This window comes from Saccharopolyspora erythraea, from assembly GCF_018141105.1.
Classification (GTDB): Bacteria; Actinomycetota; Actinomycetes; order Mycobacteriales; family Pseudonocardiaceae; genus Saccharopolyspora_D; species Saccharopolyspora_D erythraea_A.
In genome coordinates this window covers 7104449-7121710 of record NZ_CP054839.1, presented here as the reverse complement: position 1 = coordinate 7121710, position 17262 = coordinate 7104449, and the positions used below count along the sequence as shown (strand labels likewise).

At 71.2% G+C, this 17262-nt stretch carries 14 protein-coding genes; 8 read left to right on the top strand and 6 right to left on the bottom strand.

Annotation, left to right across the window (positions count from 1 at the left end):
- Positions 1–310: 310 nt before the first annotated feature.
- On the bottom strand, positions 311–1540 hold the full coding sequence (locus HUO13_RS31830; RefSeq protein ID WP_211898613.1) for a M14 family zinc carboxypeptidase: 1230 nt from the start codon (positions 1538–1540) through the stop codon (positions 311–313).
- A 175-nt stretch (positions 1541–1715) separates the two neighbouring features.
- Between HUO13_RS31830 and HUO13_RS31825 the strand changes: the two genes are divergently transcribed.
- The 3 genes from HUO13_RS31825 (at position 1716) to HUO13_RS31815 (ending at position 4561) form a co-directional block, all read left to right on the top strand.
- Positions 1716–2870: an MFS transporter gene (locus HUO13_RS31825; RefSeq protein WP_211898612.1), complete on the top strand. Its 1155-nt coding sequence runs from the start codon at positions 1716–1718 to the stop codon at positions 2868–2870.
- A gap of 88 nt (positions 2871–2958) precedes the next feature.
- Complete coding sequence (locus HUO13_RS31820) at positions 2959–4038, top strand: glycerophosphodiester phosphodiesterase (protein ID WP_211898611.1); 1080 nt, start codon at positions 2959–2961, stop codon at positions 4036–4038.
- A gap of 85 nt (positions 4039–4123) precedes the next feature.
- Positions 4124–4561: a hypothetical protein gene (locus tag HUO13_RS31815; RefSeq protein WP_211898610.1), complete on the top strand. Its 438-nt coding sequence runs from the start codon at positions 4124–4126 to the stop codon at positions 4559–4561.
- Between the two features lie 95 nt (positions 4562–4656).
- Here HUO13_RS31815 and HUO13_RS31810 read toward each other — a convergent pair whose 3' ends face one another.
- Complete coding sequence (locus HUO13_RS31810) at positions 4657–5037, bottom strand: hypothetical protein (RefSeq protein ID WP_211898609.1); 381 nt, start codon at positions 5035–5037, stop codon at positions 4657–4659.
- Between the two features lie 359 nt (positions 5038–5396).
- Here HUO13_RS31810 and HUO13_RS31805 point away from each other — a divergent pair, with 359 nt between their 5' ends.
- The gene (locus HUO13_RS31805; protein ID WP_249124225.1) at positions 5397–7529 is read left to right on the top strand and encodes a transglycosylase domain-containing protein; all 2133 of its coding nucleotides are present in this window, start codon (positions 5397–5399) and stop codon (positions 7527–7529) included.
- A gap of 329 nt (positions 7530–7858) precedes the next feature.
- On the opposite strand, the gene HUO13_RS31800 is transcribed toward HUO13_RS31805, so the two are convergent.
- Together HUO13_RS31800 and metE are read right to left on the bottom strand one after the other, a co-directional pair.
- Complete coding sequence (locus HUO13_RS31800) at positions 7859–8815, bottom strand: CPBP family intramembrane glutamic endopeptidase (RefSeq protein ID WP_249124224.1); 957 nt, start codon at positions 8813–8815, stop codon at positions 7859–7861.
- A 66-nt stretch (positions 8816–8881) separates the two neighbouring features.
- Positions 8882–11170, bottom strand: a complete 2289-nt coding sequence (gene metE / locus HUO13_RS31795; RefSeq protein WP_211898608.1) for a 5-methyltetrahydropteroyltriglutamate--homocysteine S-methyltransferase — start codon at positions 11168–11170, stop codon at positions 8882–8884.
- Positions 11171–11453: 283 nt separating this feature from the next.
- On the opposite strand from metE, the gene HUO13_RS31790 reads away from it, so the two are divergent.
- The 4 genes from HUO13_RS31790 (at position 11454) to HUO13_RS31775 (ending at position 15442) form a co-directional block, all read left to right on the top strand.
- Positions 11454–12815 carry a serine hydrolase domain-containing protein gene (locus tag HUO13_RS31790; RefSeq protein ID WP_211898607.1) on the top strand — a complete coding sequence of 454 codons (1362 nt, stop codon included), beginning with the start codon at positions 11454–11456 and terminating at the stop codon, positions 12813–12815.
- A gap of 564 nt (positions 12816–13379) precedes the next feature.
- On the top strand, positions 13380–13931 hold the full coding sequence (locus HUO13_RS31785; RefSeq protein WP_249124223.1) for a 3-deoxy-7-phosphoheptulonate synthase: 552 nt from the start codon (positions 13380–13382) through the stop codon (positions 13929–13931).
- Between the two features lie 69 nt (positions 13932–14000).
- Positions 14001–14435, top strand: a complete 435-nt coding sequence (arfB, locus tag HUO13_RS31780; protein ID WP_211898606.1) for an alternative ribosome rescue aminoacyl-tRNA hydrolase ArfB — start codon at positions 14001–14003, stop codon at positions 14433–14435.
- Positions 14436–14497: 62 nt separating this feature from the next.
- Positions 14498–15442, top strand: coding sequence for a patatin-like phospholipase family protein (locus HUO13_RS31775; RefSeq protein ID WP_211898605.1), 945 nt, complete (start codon positions 14498–14500; stop codon positions 15440–15442).
- A 16-nt stretch (positions 15443–15458) separates the two neighbouring features.
- Here the strand turns inward: HUO13_RS31775 and HUO13_RS31770 are convergent, their stop codons facing one another.
- Positions 15459–16937, bottom strand: coding sequence for a sodium:solute symporter family protein (locus HUO13_RS31770; RefSeq protein ID WP_211898604.1), 1479 nt, complete (start codon positions 16935–16937; stop codon positions 15459–15461).
- Positions 16934–17209, bottom strand: a complete 276-nt coding sequence (locus HUO13_RS31765; protein WP_211898603.1) for a DUF3311 domain-containing protein — start codon at positions 17207–17209, stop codon at positions 16934–16936. Before HUO13_RS31765 ends, HUO13_RS31770 begins: the two co-directional genes overlap by 4 nt.
- Between the last annotated feature and the right edge of the window lie 53 nt (positions 17210–17262).

The following is a 17262-nucleotide window of genomic DNA, read 5'->3' as shown; positions in this document are numbered from 1 at the left end:
GATGTGGCTTGCGTGAGTGGGCGCTTGGCGGAACCTCAGCCGCCTTCTCACTTCGGGATCTCCGACTGACGTATGTCCGAACGCGGCGTCGAAGCTGTCCTCGCGAGAAGACGGCTGAGAACCCGCGGGTGGTCGCGCTGAGTCCCACACCGCAAGCGGCTCCGCCGCTTTGTGAAACAGAGCCAAGGGCCGTCCAGCCCCGGGGTGGCCCGGCTGCCCCGGCGGGTGAGTGCGCCAGCAGGTGATCATCGGAAGCAGTCGCGCGGGAAGCGGAGCGGCCGCGAGCCTGCCGGTCGCGGCCGTCCGGCGGTCAGTCCTCGATCTCGGTGATCGTGCCCCGCGTCTGGTCGCGGTCGGTCGGCGGGATCCGGTCGTAGGCGGCCGGGTCGAGGTTGTGCACCTGCCCGCTGGACACCGAGGCCAGGATGCCGTCGAGGCCGATCTCCACCGTCCTGGTCAGCATCTCCCGGTGGCGTTCACCGAGCGTCTGCGTCTGCCCGCGCACCTCGAACAGCACGGCGCCGCTGCCGTTGAGCTGGAAGGTGCCGAGCCCGGTGCCGGGCAGGTCGATGTCCTGCGGGTAGAGCGTGATGTCACCGAAGGCCGGGTTCTGGTTCGCCGCCGCCTGCAAGGCGTTGTAGGCGGCGACGTTGAGCTGCTTGGAGTAGTCGAGCCGGAAACCGTCGGCGTAGGCGGCGTAGGGCGAACCGGGCGCCGCCGGGTCGGCCACGAACTTGCCGGACAGGCTCATCGTCACGAACCGGCCGGTGCCCGGGACGGTGTAGCAGGCGCCCTGGTGGTGCAGGTCGATGTAGCTGTCCACGCCGCCGAACTCGCGTTGCAGCCCGCGGTAGACGTCGCGCACGGTGCTGGTCTCCGGGCTCAGGAACCAGCCGGGCCGGTCGCTGGCGCCCGGGAAGTCCTGGGGGTGCGGCCGGTAGTCCAGATCCGGGTTGTAGTCGCGGTTGACGTCGAAGCCGGGCTGCTGCGAGTAGTCGTCGCCCTGGGACGAACCGGTGTAGTAGTTCCACGGCGACGGGGCGCTCGCGAGCTGCGGGTGGCGGAGCTTGGCCTCCTCCCACGTCATGTCGTTGCCGCGCCGGTCGAGCGCGCCCGCGTCGGGGTTGATCTTGGGCATCGCCACGACGGTCAGCTCGGAGCGGATCTGCCGCGCCTTCGGGGACTCGGAGGTGCCGAGGAAGTCCAGCAGGTGCAGGACGGCGTCCGGGCCGGTCTTCTCGTTGCCGTGGATCTCGGCGGTGATCAGCACGACCTCGGGGCCGTCGCCGACGCGAGCGGTCACCAGGTCGCGACCCCGGTTGGACTCGCCCGCGGTCTCGACTGCGACCCTGCCGCGGCTGACCCGCTCGATGCGGCCGAGCTCGACCAGCATCTCGTCGTAGCTGGTGAACTCGGTGACCGGGTTCTCGCGCGGCTCCTCGCTGCACGGCTCGGCGGGCGGGGCGGTCGCCGCGGCGGGGGCGGTGAAGGCGGTGCCCGCGACGATGGTCGCCAACGTCAGCGCTCGTAGTCGACGCATTCGGTTCTCCCTCGGCTCCGGGTGGTGATCACCGCCAGCCAAACCGACCCGGCACCGTTCCACAATCGTCCGGCCGTGGCGTTTTCACGGGCATCGGACCTGCCGGAACGCATCCGCTCGGCCGGACTGGTACGACCGTTCGACAACGGACGTCCTCCGCACGTATGAAGTAGCCGTGCGAGTCGTATCCGACCGCCGCGCCGCGAACCCGTTGCGCGGGCGGTCGTTCCTGCTGATGCTGCTGGCGGTGCTGGGCGGTTTCGCCGGTTACGTGCTGCTGCTGCCGGTGGTGCCGCTGTGGGCCGTCGTCGGTGGCGCGGGCGAGATCGCCGCCGGCGCGACCAACGCGGTGTTCATGCTGGTCACCGTGCTGACCCAGCTCGCGATGCCGTGGCTGCTGCGGCGGGTCGGGCACCGCGTCGCGCTGGGCGCGGGCACGCTGCTGATCGGCCTGCCGACCCCGCTGTTCGCGGTCTCGAAGGAGATGTGGGCGCTGCTGGCGGTCTCCGGCCTGCGCGGGATCGGCTTCGGGCTGCTCACGGTCGCGGGCAGCGCGCTGGTCGCCGAGCTGGTGCCGGTGGCGGTGCGGGGGCGCGCGGCCGGGCTCTACGGCCTGTCGGTCGGGCTGCCGAACGTGGTCTTCCTGCCCGCCGGGGTGTGGCTGGCCCAGAACATCGGCTTCGTACCGCTGTTCTGGATCGCCGCGGCGCTGCCGGTCGCCATGACCGCGGCGGTCTTCTGGATCGCGCCCGTGCGCAGACCCGAGGCCGGCCCTGCCGCCGCGCGCACCTTCCCGGTCACGCTGCTCTCGCCGTGGCTGGTCATGTGCGTGGTCGCGACGGCGGCAGGCGGCCTGGTGGCGTTCCTGCCGCTGGCGATCACGGCGTGGGCGGTGACGCCCGCCCTGCTGGCGTTCGGTCTCGCGACCGTGGCCGGGCGCTGGCTCGCCGGTCAGGTCGGCGACCGGTTCGGAGGCAGGCTGGTGGTCGTGCCGAGCGTGGTGCTGGCCGGAGTCGGCACGGCCGCGATCGCGCTGGCGTCGGCCGGTGCGACGGCCGTCGCCGTCGCCGGGGCCTTCGCGCTCGGCGCCGGCTTCGGCGCGGTCCAGAACGTCACGCTGGTGATGATGTTCGAGCGGGCGGATTCGGGCGCGGCCAGCACGGCGTGGAACATCGCCTACGACGCGGGCAACGGCATCGGCGCGGTCGGTTTCGGGGTGCTGGTGACGGCCACCGACTACCCGACGACCTTCGGCACCATGGCGGCGGTGGTGCTGGTGTTCACCTCCCTCGCGATCGTCGACCAGCGGGGTAAAGCCCGTTCGCGGTGATCCCGCGTCGGCGCTCGATGCCGAAGCGTCGCCGCACCGCAACCTGGTGCACGCCCGCGCGACGGCCGGAGCTGGCAGCCTGCCGCCCATGAGATCGAAGTCGCTGCGCGCGGTGAGTTCCCTGCTGGTGTCGGTCGCGCTGTCGGCGGGCATCGTCGCGCCCGCGGCCGCCGGACCTCCCGGGCACGCGCCGGGCTTCGACCTCCAGGCGCATCGCGGCGGCATCGCCCACTACCCGGAGGGCACGCTCCCTGCGTTCGCCAACGCCATGCGGATCGGTGTCACGACGCTCGAGCTGGACGTGCAGATCACCGCCGATGGACGCGAGGTGGTCACCCACGACCGGCAGATCAAGCCCGGGAAGTGCCTGGACACCGCCCCCGCGTTCCCGGGTGACCCGCAGTTCCCGTACGCGGGCTCCTACGTCAAGGACCTCACCTTCGCGCAGGTCCGCACGCTGGACTGCGGTTCTCGGACCCACCCGGACTACCCGGAGCAGCAGCCCGCGCCCGGGGCGCGCATGCCGACGCTGCGCGAGGTCTTCGCCCTCGTCCGCGCCTGCCGCGCCCACGACGTCCGCTTCAACATCGAGACGAAGGTGGAGGCCGCCGCCCCGCACGAGACGGCCCCGCGCGAGCAGTTCGTGCGGGTCGTCGCCGAGCAGGTCCGCCGGGCCGGGATGCTCGGACGCGTCACGGTCCAGAGCTTCGACTGGGGTGCGCTGCGGCTGATGCGGCAGGTCGAGCCGCGGCTGCCCGTGGTCGCGCTCACCGAGCCGAAGTTCCTGGAGGTCGGCCGGCCAGGGGCGTCGCCGTGGCTGGGCGGCCTGGACATCGACGACTTCGGCGGCAGCCCGGTGCGCGCGGTGCGGACCTTCGGAGCAGCCGCCCTGTCACCGCTGCACGGTGAACCGCAGGGCGGTGCGGTCGGCGACCCCGGCTACGTGCCGTTCACCACGCCGGAGCTCGTCGAGGAGGCGCACCGCGCGGGCCTGGCCGTCGTGCCGTGGACGGTGAACGACGAAGCCACGATGAACGCGCTGATCGACATGGGCGTAGACGGATTGATCACCGACTACCCGGCGCGCCTGCGCCGGCTGCTGGAGGCCAGGGGACTGCCCGTGGCGGAACCGGTGCGGGACTGCGGGCAGCCTGCGAACGGCGCCTAGTACCTCGGCCTGACGGGCCGCCCGCCGGGGCCGTGCCCGAGCACCTGGCCGCCGCACCCGCTTCGGAGCACCTAGAATCCTGGGTGTGAACCGCAGCCTGTTGACACCGCGATGGCTGCTGCTGCACCTGCTGTTCCTCGCGGCCGCCATCGCCACCGGCTTCCTCGCCCGGTGGCAGTGGGACCGTGCGCACGAGGCGGGCGGAAGCGCGCAGAACCTCGGTTACGCGCTGATGTGGCCGCTGTTCGGGGCGTTCACGATCTTCCTGTGGGTCCGCGTGGCGCGCATGTACAAGGTGGCCGAAGCCGCGCCCGCCCTCCCGGACGCCGGAACGGCACCTGGAGCGGCGTCCAGTATCTCGGGTGCCGCGGCTGCGAGCGCGGAGCAGGCCGCCGGGAAGCGCCGGCGGCGTCCCCTCGTCCCGCCCCCGGCGCCGCCGGTCGACGACGACGAGGATCCGGTGATGGCCGAGTACAACAGGTACCTCGCCGAGCTGGACGAGGCCGACCGCCGAGCGGGCTGAACCCGCCCGGCGTGTCCGATGTCACGCCGGGCCCGCGCCGGTGCGCGGGCCCGGCATCGGCCGAAGCGGCCCGGCCTCACCGAAGCGGCCCGGCCTCAGTTGAACGTGATCCCGCCGTGGATCTCGCGGCTCTGGATGAGCTTGTCCACGTTGCCGTGGTTGACGTTCACCACGCTGTTCTCGCTCGCGGTGATGTCGTTGTGGATGGGCGCGCCTTCGGCGCGCAGCTCCTCGCCGAAGTCCGGGTCCTCCTGGGAGACCCGGTCCAGCCGCTCGGCGAGCGCCTTGATCTGCGGCGCGCCGGCGTCCGGGCCCTCGGCCGCCTCGAGCGCGGCCACCGTCTCGGGGTCCCGGTCCGACCGCCGCCGCAGGAGTTCGCGGACCTTCGCCAGCGCCTTGGTGCCGGCGGCGCCGAGCGCGGTCACCGCCTGACCCGCGAGGGCGGTCGCGAGCGCGTCCATGAACGGGTCGGTCATAGGTCCTCCAGCGTGCGGTCAAGCGGATCCGGACTCGGTGACCAAGTGTAGTGATCCGGTTTCGCACGCGATGCGGAATCGGAACCAGGAGACGGGCAACCTCGTCGCCGGTGGCGCGTCGGAGAAAGAGGAGCCCGCGGATCCCGCCCGGGCGGCCGGCGAACCGTTCGGCGCGGGAAGGCGTCTTCCACCGGTGTGATATCAACGCATTGAACCGACTACTGGAGAAGCGAATGCCGACGATCCCGCCGGGGCGGGCGTCGCGGGTGTTTTCCCTGCGGATTCGGTGTGCGATCGGCGAGGTGGGCATCGGTGGCCGCCCGCGGACCGCGTTCGGCGATCAAGTCGCGTGACACTTGATGATTGGGGCTGGCGTGCGCAGCGGCGTACTACTGAAGATGTTCGGCCTGTGCGTGCTCGCGGGGGTCCTGGTGGCGAGCCTGATGATGCCGCTGGCCACCGGCGCGGGCGCGGTGGTGAACCAGGCCACGGATGCCATGTCCAGGATGTCGAGTTCGCTCGCGCAGCGCGACATGCCGCAGGTGTCGACCGTCACCGACAAGGACGGCGACCCGATCGCCTACTTCTTCAAGGACTACCGGGTCGAGACGCCCCCGGAACAGGTCCCCGACACCATGAAGGCGGCCATCACCGCCGTAGAGGACAAGCGGTTCTGGGACCACGGCGGGGTCGACTGGCAGGGCACCATGCGCGCGCTGGCGACCAACGTCAGCAGCGGTGAGACCGCGCAGGGCGCGTCCACGATCACCCAGCAGTACGTCAAGAACTACCTGGTGCACGTCGTCGCGCAGACCGAGATGGACGCCGAGAAGGCCAAGGAGACCACCATCGCGCGCAAGCTGCGCGAGGCCAAGATCGCCGTCGAGCTGGAACGCACCATGACCAAGGAGGAGATCCTCACCGGATACCTCAACGTGGTGCCGTTCGGCAACCAGACCTTCGGCGTCGGCGCCGCCGCCCAGACCTACTTCGGCACCAGCCCGGACAAGCTGACGATCGCCCAGTCCGCGCTGCTCGCCGCCATCGTCAACCAGCCCGGTTCGCTGAACCCCAACAGCAACCCGGCCGACGCGATGGCCCGCCGCAACCTGGTGATCGACCTGATGGCCGACCCGAACAACAACATCCGCATCACCCCGCAGGACGCCGAGCGCGCCAAGAAGGAGCCGCTCGGTGTGATGTCCCCGCTCGGCCGCCCGCCGAACGGCTGCGTCGGCCTCGGCGACGGCACCACCGACGGCTTCTTCTGCAGCTACGTCAAGGACTACCTGGATCGGCTCGGGATCGAGTCCGAGGACCTCAAGACCGGCGGTTACACGGTCCGCACCACGCTCGACCGCAAGTCCAGCGACGCGGCCAAGCAAGCGGCCCAGAAGCAGGTCCCGACCCAGACCGAGGGCATCGCGAACGTGATGTCGGTCGTGGAGCCGGGCAAGGACAAGCACAAGGTGCGGGCGCTGGTCGCCAACCGCGACTTCGGCAACGACCTGAGCAAGGGCCAGAGCGCCTACGACATCGTCAGCCGGGTCCAGCCGTTCGGTGCGGGCTCGATCTACAAGGTGTTCACGGCGGCGTCGGCCATGGAGCAGGGTATGAGCCCGTACGACGTCATCGACGTCCCGCCGTCCTACACCTCGCGCGTCTACAAGAACGGCACCGCGCCCTACACCGTCGGCAACGCCGACGGCGTGCAGCCCGGACCGCGGACGCTCCAGATGGCGCTGGCGACGTCGCCGAACACCGCGTTCGTCGCGCTGCAGGAACGGGCGGGGCTCAGCAACGTCGTCGACATGGCCGCTCGCCTCGGTCTGCGGCACGGCATGACGGGCGTGAACTCCAGCGGCCAGACCCTCAAGGACGACGGCTCGAACGGCCCGTCGCAGGCAGAGGTGATCAAGAAGGGCAACCGGGGCGCGTTCACCCTGGGCTACACCCCGACCAGCGTGCTGGAGCTCTCCAACGTCGCGGCGACGATCATGAGCGACGGCGTCTACTGCCCGCCGACGCCGCTGGAAGAGGTCAAGGACCGCAACGGCAACATCGTGCCGCTCAACGAAGGCGCCTGCGAGCAGGCGATCGCACCGCACGTCGCCAACCAGCTGGCGCAGGGCATGAGCAAGGACGACACCGACGGCACCTCCCGCCAGGCCGCCCAGGCGGTCGGCTGGAACCGGCCGATGATCGGCAAGACCGGTACGACGCAGGAGCACAAGTCGGCGGGCTTCCTGGCGGCCACCCCGCAGATGGCCGGCGCGGTGCTGACCTACGCCGACGGCAACAGCCCGGAGGGCATCTGCGACGGCGGCGGTGACGCACCGCCGTACCTGTGCGGCAAGCACGGCGGCAACATCTACGGCGGCAAGGTGCCTGCCCGCACCTGGTTCGACGCCATGACGAGGATCCACGAGGGCTTGCCGCCCGCGCCGCTGCCGGGTTCCCCGGCGCCGCCGCCGGCGGCTCCCCCGAGGTAAGGGGCGTTCCCGGGAGTTCGCGGGGGTCTTTCCGCCAGAGGCGGGAAGACCCCCGCTTCGCGTTCGGAGCGGAGATTTCGGGGTGGCCGCCACCATCGCGACCGATCTGCGCGTCACGCACTACCCGACCTACGCGGACCTGCGGCGCTACGTCGACGCCGTGTGCGGGCAGAACGGTTGCGGGGCAAACGCACTGCGGAGTTCGCCGCCGAATACGCGGGAGCTGCGACAAGGCGCATCCACGCACGGCACGGAGCTGCGCGGTTCACGCGAGGGCCGGGCTCCAGCTCACCGACTACCTGCGTGATCTGCGCGAAGACATCGAGGAGTCATCGGCGGCTGCGGCGCTGGACGCCTCGGGTGATGCCCTCCTCCTTCGGCTGCTGGAGGTGGACGGGCAGCTTGTCGAACATCACCAGGGTCAGGATGAGCAGAGCCAGGACGAGCCAGCCGGTCCAGCCGAGCAGGCCCGTGGAGACGTTGTCGACCGGGTGTCCCGCCGCGCTGAAGACCAGCGCGAGACCGGCAGAGGCGTTGAGGAAGCCGTGCGCGATGGCCGCAGGCCACACGCTGCCGCTGGCGAGCCGGAGCCAGCTCAGCAGCACGCCCACCAGCACGCAGAAGCAGGTCATCATGATGAACGACACGACCACCGGCACGGTCGGGTAGTTGTAGCCGAGCACGAGCACCGGCGCGTGCCACAGGCCCCAGAGCACGCCGCTGGTGAGCAGCGCCCCCGGCTGCCCGAGCGGCAGCAGCGCAGGCACCAGGTAGCCGCGCCAGCCGAGCTCCTCGCCGAGGGCCGGGATCACGTTGAGCCAGCCGAGCAGGAAGACCTGCGCGATCTGGCCGAGCGCCAGGGTGCCCGCCGCCTGGGGCGCGGAGCCGACGACGCCGCCCTGGAGTTGCTCGGCGAGGCCGGAGAAGCCGGTCCAGTCCGCCTCGTAGAAACCGAGCATGTAGCCGACGACCAGCGCCACGAACATGGTGACGGGCGGGGCGAGCCACGCCAGCAGCGCGTAGCGCCACCACTTCCTGATCCCCCCCGGGTTCGTGAGTCCGGTGGCGCGCAGCGGTTTCGGACGCGGGCTGATCCACCTGTTCACCACGAGGGCCGCCACGGCGGGCATGAACATCATGGCGACGAGCACCAGCGGCGACCACGCCCAGGTCAGGCCCTGGCCGGTCAGCCACAGGGGGAGCGTCATCAGCCATGCCGGGAGGTAGGCGATGGCGACGAAGCCGACCACGCCGCGGACGTCCACTCGATCGCGCTCTGCGTTCACGCGCCCATCTTGCCAAGGTTTTCTGAGGCCCGGCTGAGCACGTCGCCGGTGGGTACCTCGCGCGGATCAGGCCAGGTCGGCGCGCACGCGGGCCGCCGCATCGACCATGCTCCGCAACGCGGGCTCCACCTCGGTGTAGCCGCGGGTCTTCAGCCCGCAGTCGGGGTTGACCCACAGGCGTTCGGCGGGCACCGACCGGAGGGCGGCGGCGAGCAGCCCCTCGATCTCCTCCGTGCTCGGCACGCGCGGGGAGTGGATGTCGTAGACGCCGGGACCGACGCCCCGCCCGAACCCGACGGCGTTGAGGTCGTCGAGGACCTCCATGCGCGAGCGCGCGGCCTCGATGCTGGTGACGTCGGCGTCGAGTGCGACGATCGCGTCGATCACCTCGCCGAACTCCGAGTAGCACAGGTGGGTGTGGATCTGGGTGCGGTCGGCGACGCCCGAGGTGGCTAGCCGGAACGAGTTCACCGCCCAGTCGAGGTAGTCCTCGTGCTGTTCGGCGCGCAGCGGCAGCAGTTCCCGCAGCGCGGGTTCGTCCACCTGGATCACGCGGATGCCGGCGGCCTCCAGGTCGCGCACCTCGTCGCGGATGGCCAGCGCGACCTGCTCGGCGGTCTCGCAGAGCGGCTGGTCGTCGCGCACGAAGGACCAGGCGAGGATGGTGACCGGACCGGTGAGCATGCCCTTCACCGGCTTCTCGGTCAGCCGTTGCGCCTGCTCGGCCCACCGCGTCGTGATCGGCTCCGGGCGCGACACGTCGCCGAAGAGGATCGGGGGCCGCACGCAGCGCGATCCGTAGGACTGCACCCAGCCGTTCTGGGTGCTGACGAAGCCGTCCATGTGCTCGGCGAAGTACTGCACCATGTCGTTGCGCTCGGGCTCGCCGTGTACGAGCACGTCCAGGCCGAGCGCTTCCTGGAGGGCGACGACCCGGCTGATCTCCTCCAGCATCCGCTGGTCGTAGGCGGCCTGGTCGATGGAGCCGGTGCGCAGGGCGGCGCGTGCCTTGCGCACGTCAGGGGTCTGCGGGAAGGACCCGATGGTCGTGGTCGGCAGCGGAGGCAGGCCCAGCGCCCGCCGCTGGGCGGTGCGGCGCGCCTCGTACGGGCTTCGGCGGTAGCTGCCCGCGCTGAGCGCTTCCAGCCGTCCGCGCACCCGGTCGTCGCGCAGCCGCTCGGAGGTCCTGCGGTCCTGGACGGCGTTGCGCGCGGCGGTCAGCTCGTCGGCGACCGAGTCGTGCCCCTCGCGCAGCGCGCGGCCGAGGGTGACGACCTCGGCGGCCTTCTGCTTCGCGAACGCCAGCCAGGGCCGGACCTTCGGGTCGAGGTCCGCTTCGGAGGCGACGTCGTAGGGCACGTGCAGCAGGGAGCACGAGGTGCTGACCGCCACCTCGCCCGCGACGCCCAGCAGGGTGGCCGCCGTGCCGAGTGCGGCGTCCAGGTCGGTGCGCCAAACGTTGCGGCCGTCGACCAGACCCGCCACCAAGGTCTTGGAGCGCAACTCGTCCACCTGGGCCAGCTTGTCCACAATGGATGGATGGCTGACCAGGTCGACGGCGATTCCCTCGACGTCGGTGGAAGCCAGCGTCGCCAGCGCGTCCCCCGGGTCGCCGAAGTAGGTCGCCACCAGGATCTTCGGGCGCCGATCGAGCCGCGAGAGCGTCCGGTAGGCGCCGCGCAGCAGCTCCAGCTCCTCGGGAGCGCGGTCGGCGGCGAACGCCGGTTCGTCGAGCTGGACCCATCCGGCTCCGGCGTCGTGCAGCTCGGCGAGCAGCTCGGCGTAGCACTGGACGAGCTCGTCGAGCTTGTCCAGCGGGCGGAACGACTTCGGCGCGTCCTCAGCGGACTTGGACAGCAGGAGGAACGTCAGCGGGCCCACGACGACGGGTCGCGTGCCGACCCCGTCCGCCGCCGCTTCGCGGTAGTCCTCGACGGCGGTCCGGTCGGCGAGCGCGAAGGCCGTGCCGGGCCCGATCTCCGGCACCAGGTAGTGGTAGTTGGTGTCGAACCACTTGGTCATCTCCAGTGGCGGCGTGGACTCCACCCCGCGTGCCATGGCGAAGTAGGTGTCCAGCCGCCCGAGACCCAGCTCGGCGAACCGGCGGGGGACCGCACCGAACGTCACGGCGGTGTCGAGCACCTGGTCGTAGTAGGAGAAGGTGTTGCCCGGCACCGAGTCCAGCCCGGCGCCGGCCAGTTCCCGCCACGTGCCGGCGCGCAGCGAACGCGCGACTTCCCTGAGCTCCGCCTCGGTGCTCCGCGACGCCCAGTAGCTCTCCAGCGCGCGCTTGAGTTCCCGGCGCGGGCCGATTCGCGGGTGGCCGAGCACGGTTGATCCGATCCTGCTGGTCAAAGCACACTCCTCGCGGGCGCGAGAACCCAGCGCTGATCGGACGGCGATGCACGTCCGGTCCTCCCGCAAGACCTCGGACCATGCGCACGCGTCGCGTGGACTTCGGTGGCAGGCCTCACCGCTGCGGGGCGGCCCCGGGCTCGCACCGGGTTCCCTCCTGCCTCATCACACCCGGGACCTCTCGGAGGTGATGAACCATCGGCAGTTCAGAGGCTACGCGGCGTCCCCCGGATGGCAAGGCTGTCGATCGAGGACGCCGTCCACATCGTGAAAGCATGGCGGCATGTTGACGAGCTTGCTCCCTACGACCGAGCGCGCGCTGCTGCGGCGCCTGGCAGTGGAACAGCGCGAAGGGCGCGTTCCTTCGCTGATCGCGGGACTGGTCCGCGACGGCCGGACGATCTGGGTGGGAACCAGGGGGCGGATCGGTGACGCCGCCCCCACCTCGGACACGCAGTACCGCGTCGGCTCGATCACCAAGACCTTCATCGCGGTGCTGGTGATGCGGCTGCGCGACGAGGGCAGGCTGGACCTCGCCGACAAGCTCGACGACCACGTGCCCGGCACCTCGATCGGCAACCGCAGCATCACCGAGCTGCTCACCCACTCCAGCGGCCTGACCGCCGAGCCCGCGGGCCCGTGGTGGGAGCGCACCCCCGGCGGCAGCGCGGAGGACCTGCTGTCGACGATCGACGACGACGCGCTCCGGCCGGCTCCCCGGCACACCTTCCACTACTCCAACGTCGGCTTCGGCGTGCTGGGCGAACTGGTGGCGAGGTCGCGCGGCACGAGCTGGGCGGAGGCAATGCGGGCGGAGATCCTGGAGCCGCTGGGCATGAACCGCACGACCCTCGCTCCGGAGGCACCGCACGCGGAGGGCTGGGCCGTGCACCCGTGGGCGGACGTGCTCATGCCCGAACCGGCGGAGGACGCCGGCGCCATGGCCCCGGCAGGCCAGCTCTGGTCCACCGTCGACGACATGGCGCGCTGGCTGCGCTTCGTCAACGGCGACACCGCCGAGGTGCTGCACCCGGACACGGTCGCCGAGATGCGCGCCCCGGGAGCGGTGGACGACGGCAACGAGTGGCGCGGCGGATTCGGTCTCGGGCTCCAGCTCTTCCGGCACGGCGGCCGCCGCCTGGCCGGGCACACCGGCTCCATGCCCGGGTTCCTCGCCACCATGCTGATGGACCCGGCCGACAACACCGGCGTGGTGTTCATGGCGAACACGACGGCGGGCGTCGGCTCGGCCCTGGCGCTCGACCTGCTGGACATCCTCGGCCACCACGAGCCGCGCATCCCCGAACCCTGGGAACCCCGGACCGACATCGACGTCGACCTGCTCGAACTGACCGGGCAGTGGTACTGGGGACCCTCGCCCCACGTGCTCCGCGTCCTGCCGGACGGACTGCTCGACCTGGCGCCCTGGCAGGGCAAGGGCCGCGCCTCCCGCTTCCGCCCGAACGGCGACGGAACGTGGACCGGCCTGGACGGCTACTACGCGGGCGAGCCTCTGCGCATCGGCTGCGACGAGAACGGCACACCCACCCACCTCGACCTGAACACCTTCATCTTCACCCGCACGCCCTACTCCCACGACGCCCCCGTTCCCGGCGGGGTCGAAGGGTGGCGGCCGGCGGAGTAGGGCGAGGAGGGACGGTGGGGTGGGGGTTTCGGGGCAACGGCTAATGCTGGCGGGTCACCTTTAGGGCGGGGGCGCGTGGGTTTTCGACGCATCCAGCAGGGCTGGCGGCTCACTTTGAGGGTGGGGGCGCGTGGGTTTTCGACGCATCCAGCAGGGCTGGCGGCTCACCTTCAGAGCGGGGGCGCGGGAGTTTTCGACGTACTCACCCTGGCTTTGCGGGTCGCTTTGGGTGGGTGGTTTCTGGGGCGCTCGCCGCCCCCAAGCCCCCGGCAGGTCTCCGGGATGAGTGGGTTTTCGAGGCATCTTGCGGTGGGGCGGTTGGCGGTTCTCATCCCGTCGACCTCCACGAGGGCTATCAGACCGCGTCAAGGGGGCCGGTTTTCGAGGCAGCCTGCGGTTGGCATCAGGGGTGCCCCCCTTGACCCGGTCTGATCGGGCTGGCGCCAGGTCGACGGGATGAGAACCGGGCACCGCCTGATCAACGGTGCACCGCTCGGTCCCACGCGCCGGGTTGAAGTTAGGTTAGGCTAACTTCTCGGTCGTCGCCTCTGGAGAGGGGAACCGATGGGTGCCGATCGGGGTGGCAGGGGGCGCGTGGTGCACGGGAAGAACGGGACCGGGGGATCGTTGCGGGTCGCGGTGGACGCGGTGCTCGCGGCGGCGGCCCCGCACGCGTTCGCCGCGGTGGGCGAGCAGGGCTCGGTCGACCTGGTCCGGAGCTCCGGCAACCCCGATGTGCACGTCGTCCTGCGTGGCGGTGCGGATGGGCCGAACCACGGGCCGGAGTCCGTCGCGCGGTTGTCGGCTCTGCTCGGCGCCGCCGAGCTGCCGAGCCGCGTGGTGATCGACGCCAAGCAGGTGGCTGCCGACATCGGTGCCCGGGTCGCCGCTGGCGAGACCGCGATCCGGGGCGTAATGCTGGAGAGCTTCCTCGTCGCGGGACGGCAGGATGTCGTCGCGGGCCGTTGTCCGACGTACGGCCAGAGCATCACCGACGCGTGCATGAGCTGGGACGACACCGCCGAAACGCTGCGGCTGCTGGCGTCGTCGGTGCGTGCGCGGCGGCGTGCGCGCGCACTCGCCGACTGGCTGTCCCCGGCGCCGGTGCCCGTGTGACCCGCGGGAAGCCCCTGCCATCTCTCCCCACCGGCCTCTGCCGACCCTCCCGTGGGGCATGCTTGGGGTATGGCCGACGACCTGCCCGTCACTCGGCGGTTGGCGATCCCGGCCGCCGAGCTGTTCGAACGCTTCTCCCGGTCCTCCGGACCCGGTGGTCAGGGCGTGAACACCACCGACTCCCGCGTGGAGCTGTCCTTCGACCTCGCCCGCACGCCCTCGCTGCCCGACGACCTGCGCCACAGGGCGGTGGAGCGGCTCGGCCACCGGCTGGTCGACGGCGTCGTCACCATCGCCGCATCCGAACACCGCTCACAACTGGCCAACCGGCAGGCCGCGCGTGAGCGCCTGGCTGCGCTGCTCGCCGAGGCCGTCGCGCCCCCGCCGCGCAAGCGGCGGCCGACCAAGCCCACGCGTGCCTCGCAGCACCGCAGACTCGCGGGCAAGAAGCACCGGGGCGAGGTGAAACGCGGGCGCCGTCGAGGTGACCCGGGCGACGCCTGACCACCGGAACCGCGGAGCGCGGCTAGCCTCGGTGGGGAGGACGAGCAGAGAGGACCGTGCGGATGCGGACGGCGTGGGTTCTGCCGGGCGGCTCCACCTTCGGGGCGATTCAGGCCGGCCTTGTGACGTCACTGTTCGAAGCGGGGGAGGCGCCTGACGCGGTCCTCGGCACGTCGGTCGGTTCCCTGAACGCGGCGTGGCTGGCGGGCGACCCCACTGCCCGCGGCGCGGAGAAGCTGCGCGAGGTGTGGCTGTCGATGCGGCGCTCTGACGTGTTCGCCATCCAGCCGCTGCGCATCCTCGCCGGCAAGCTCGGCCTCACCAACCACCTGATCAGCAACCGCGGGCTCGCCCGCTGGCTGTACCAGACCCTGCCGTACCGGAGGCTGGAGGACGCCCGGATCCCGCTGACGGTCACGGCGACCGACGTCGACAGCGGCGAGGCCGTCTACTTCGAGCGCGGTCCGGCGCTGCCCGCGCTCGTGGCGTCCTGCTCGATCCCCGGGATGTTCCCGCCGATCAAGGTGGGCGGCCGGTGGCTGGTGGACGGTGGTCCCGCCGCGTTCATGCCCATCAGCCGGGCCGTCGAACAGGGTGCCGAGCGGGTCTACGTCCTGCCGTGCGGCGGCAGCGAGCCGTTCGAGTTCGACCGGCGCAGGCGCGGTGTCGGCACGGTGGCCACGTGGCCGCCGCCGCAGACCCCGCCGAAGTCGATCACCGGTGTCAACGGCGCCGCTCTGGGTGCCGCCATGGTCGCGGCGGCGCGACTGGACATGCAGGTCAACGCGTCGAAGTGCGAGCTGTACGTCATGCCCGCGCCGTCGGTGATCGGCTTGTCCCCCTACTCGTTCGAACACGTCGGCGCCCTGATGGACGCGGCGATTGCCATCGGGAGGCGGTGGTTCCCGACCGCCCGCCCGGTATCCGCCGAGGGGCCGGTCGACATCGGCGGGAACGCCGTGCTCGAACGCTCCGACGCCGAAGAGGCCGCCCCCACCTGGGGCTGACCCACCCACGGCGGCCTCACACCCGAACCGAGGCCGCTTCGCGGGGTTCGGGGACCGCGAGGCGGTCGGCCGGGGTGTCGGCGGGCCGGGCCAGGCTCACCGCCACGTTCACCGCGAAGTTGACCACCAGGCCGAGCAGCCCGGCGTTGATCCCGAGCAGGGGATCGTTGCCGCTCACCACCAGCACCGCCACCACGGCCACCCCCGCGGCCAGGCCCGACGCCGCGCCCGCCGTGGACATCCGCCGCCACAGCAGCCCCACCAGCACGACGGGCAGCAGTTGCGCGAGGCCCTGGTAGGAAAGCACCGAAAGCTGCACCAAGGTCGTCGGCGAGGCGAAGGTGAAGACCAGCGCGAGGAGCCCGACCAGGAACGTGACCAGCTGCGACAGCCGCTTCTGGTGCGGTGCCGTGCGTGGGTGGGCGCCGAGGATCGACCGGCCCCACATCGTCCCGATGACCAGCATGAACACCGCCATCGGCACGATCGACGACAGCGCTCCGGCCACCCCGACCAGGCCGACCAGCCAGGCGGGCATCGAGTCGACGACCAGCTCGAACATCGCCAGGTTCGAGTCGCCGAGCCCGGGCACGACGAAGACCGCGGCCAGGCCGAGCAGGATCGGGACGAACAGCAGCACCTGGTAGAAGGGCATGATGATCGCGTTGCGCCGCAGTACGGCGGGGCTCTTGGCGCCCAGGTAACCGGCCACGGTCGTCGGGAAGATCGTGTAGACCACGCCGTTGAGCAGGCCGGTGGTGGCGAACCACAGCATGCCCAGCGACTCCTTGCCCTGCCCCGGCAGCACCAGCCACCGCGGACGTTCTTCCACCAGCCGGTCGAGCAGCGGGCCGAACCCGCCGAAGTAGTGCAGCGGCACGTACACGAAGACGATCACCAGCGTGATGATCACCAGGCCGTCCTTGAGGATCGAGACCCAGGCGCTGCCGCGCAGACCGGACGCGATGATGAACGCCTCGGCCACCACGAACGCGACCACGTAGCCGACGCCGAGGCTGATCGTGCCGTAGCTGATCGTCGAGACGACCACGCCCATGCCCGTGATCTGGAGCTGGATGTAGGGGAGCAGGAACACCGTCGTCAGCACCGCGACGGCCCCGCCGAGCCACGGGGAGTCGAAGCGGTGCGCGGTGATGTCGGTGATGTTGTGCAGGTGGTGGCGGTGCGCGTAGTGCCAGAGGATCGGGCCGACCACGTAACCCACGGCGAAGCCGATCGCCAGGTAGGCGACGAGGTAGAACACCGGCATGCCGTAGTCGTAGGCCCAGCCCGCCGCACCCAGGTAGCTGAAGCTCGTGTAGGTCTCGCCCGCCATGAGCACGAAGATCAGGACGACACCGAGGCTGCGGCCTCCCACCGACCACTCGGCCAGGTTCGCCTTGTCCCGCCCGCGCAGCGACAGCAGCCCCAGCACGACGGCGGCGACGATGAACAGCGCGAAGATCCCGACCGAGACGGTGGCGTTGCCGTTCACCGGACATCACCTTCCGAGTCGGCCGGAGCATCCGAGCCGTCCCCCGCGTCGTCCGCTCCGCGCGCCCGGTCGCGGTCGGCTGCCCACAGTGGATCGCTGCGCGCGGCGAGCCAGATGCACACCGGCGTGAGCACGGTCGCCATCAGCGTCCAGAACATGAAGAAGGGCAGTCCGAGCAACACGGGATCGACCCTGTTGTAAAGCGGCAGGGCCAGCAGGTAGAGCACCACCGGCCCCAGCAGCCACCACAGCGATCTCCGGCCTTCGAACATCGTTACCTCCTGCTCACCGTGGACTGCCCTGCGTTCCTCGCTCGTCGTGGTTG

What these genes read in the sequence shown, in the direction of transcription:
- HUO13_RS31830 (WP_211898613.1), bottom strand. Translation starts at nt 1,540, where the DNA reads ATGCGTCGACTACGAGCGCTGACGTTGGCGACCATCGTCGCGGGCACC.
- HUO13_RS31820 (WP_211898611.1), top strand. Translation starts at nt 2,959, where the DNA reads ATGAGATCGAAGTCGCTGCGCGCGGTGAGTTCCCTGCTGGTGTCGGTC.
- HUO13_RS31810 (WP_211898609.1), bottom strand. Translation starts at nt 5,037, where the DNA reads ATGACCGACCCGTTCATGGACGCGCTCGCGACCGCCCTCGCGGGTCAG.
- HUO13_RS31805 (WP_249124225.1), top strand. Translation starts at nt 5,397, where the DNA reads ATGATTGGGGCTGGCGTGCGCAGCGGCGTACTACTGAAGATGTTCGGC.
- HUO13_RS31790 (WP_211898607.1), top strand. Translation starts at nt 11,454, where the DNA reads ATGTTGACGAGCTTGCTCCCTACGACCGAGCGCGCGCTGCTGCGGCGC.
- HUO13_RS31785 (WP_249124223.1), top strand. Translation starts at nt 13,380, where the DNA reads ATGGGTGCCGATCGGGGTGGCAGGGGGCGCGTGGTGCACGGGAAGAAC.
- arfB (WP_211898606.1), top strand. Translation starts at nt 14,001, where the DNA reads ATGGCCGACGACCTGCCCGTCACTCGGCGGTTGGCGATCCCGGCCGCC.
- HUO13_RS31775 (WP_211898605.1), top strand. Translation starts at nt 14,498, where the DNA reads ATGCGGACGGCGTGGGTTCTGCCGGGCGGCTCCACCTTCGGGGCGATT.
- HUO13_RS31765 (WP_211898603.1), bottom strand. Translation starts at nt 17,209, where the DNA reads ATGTTCGAAGGCCGGAGATCGCTGTGGTGGCTGCTGGGGCCGGTGGTG.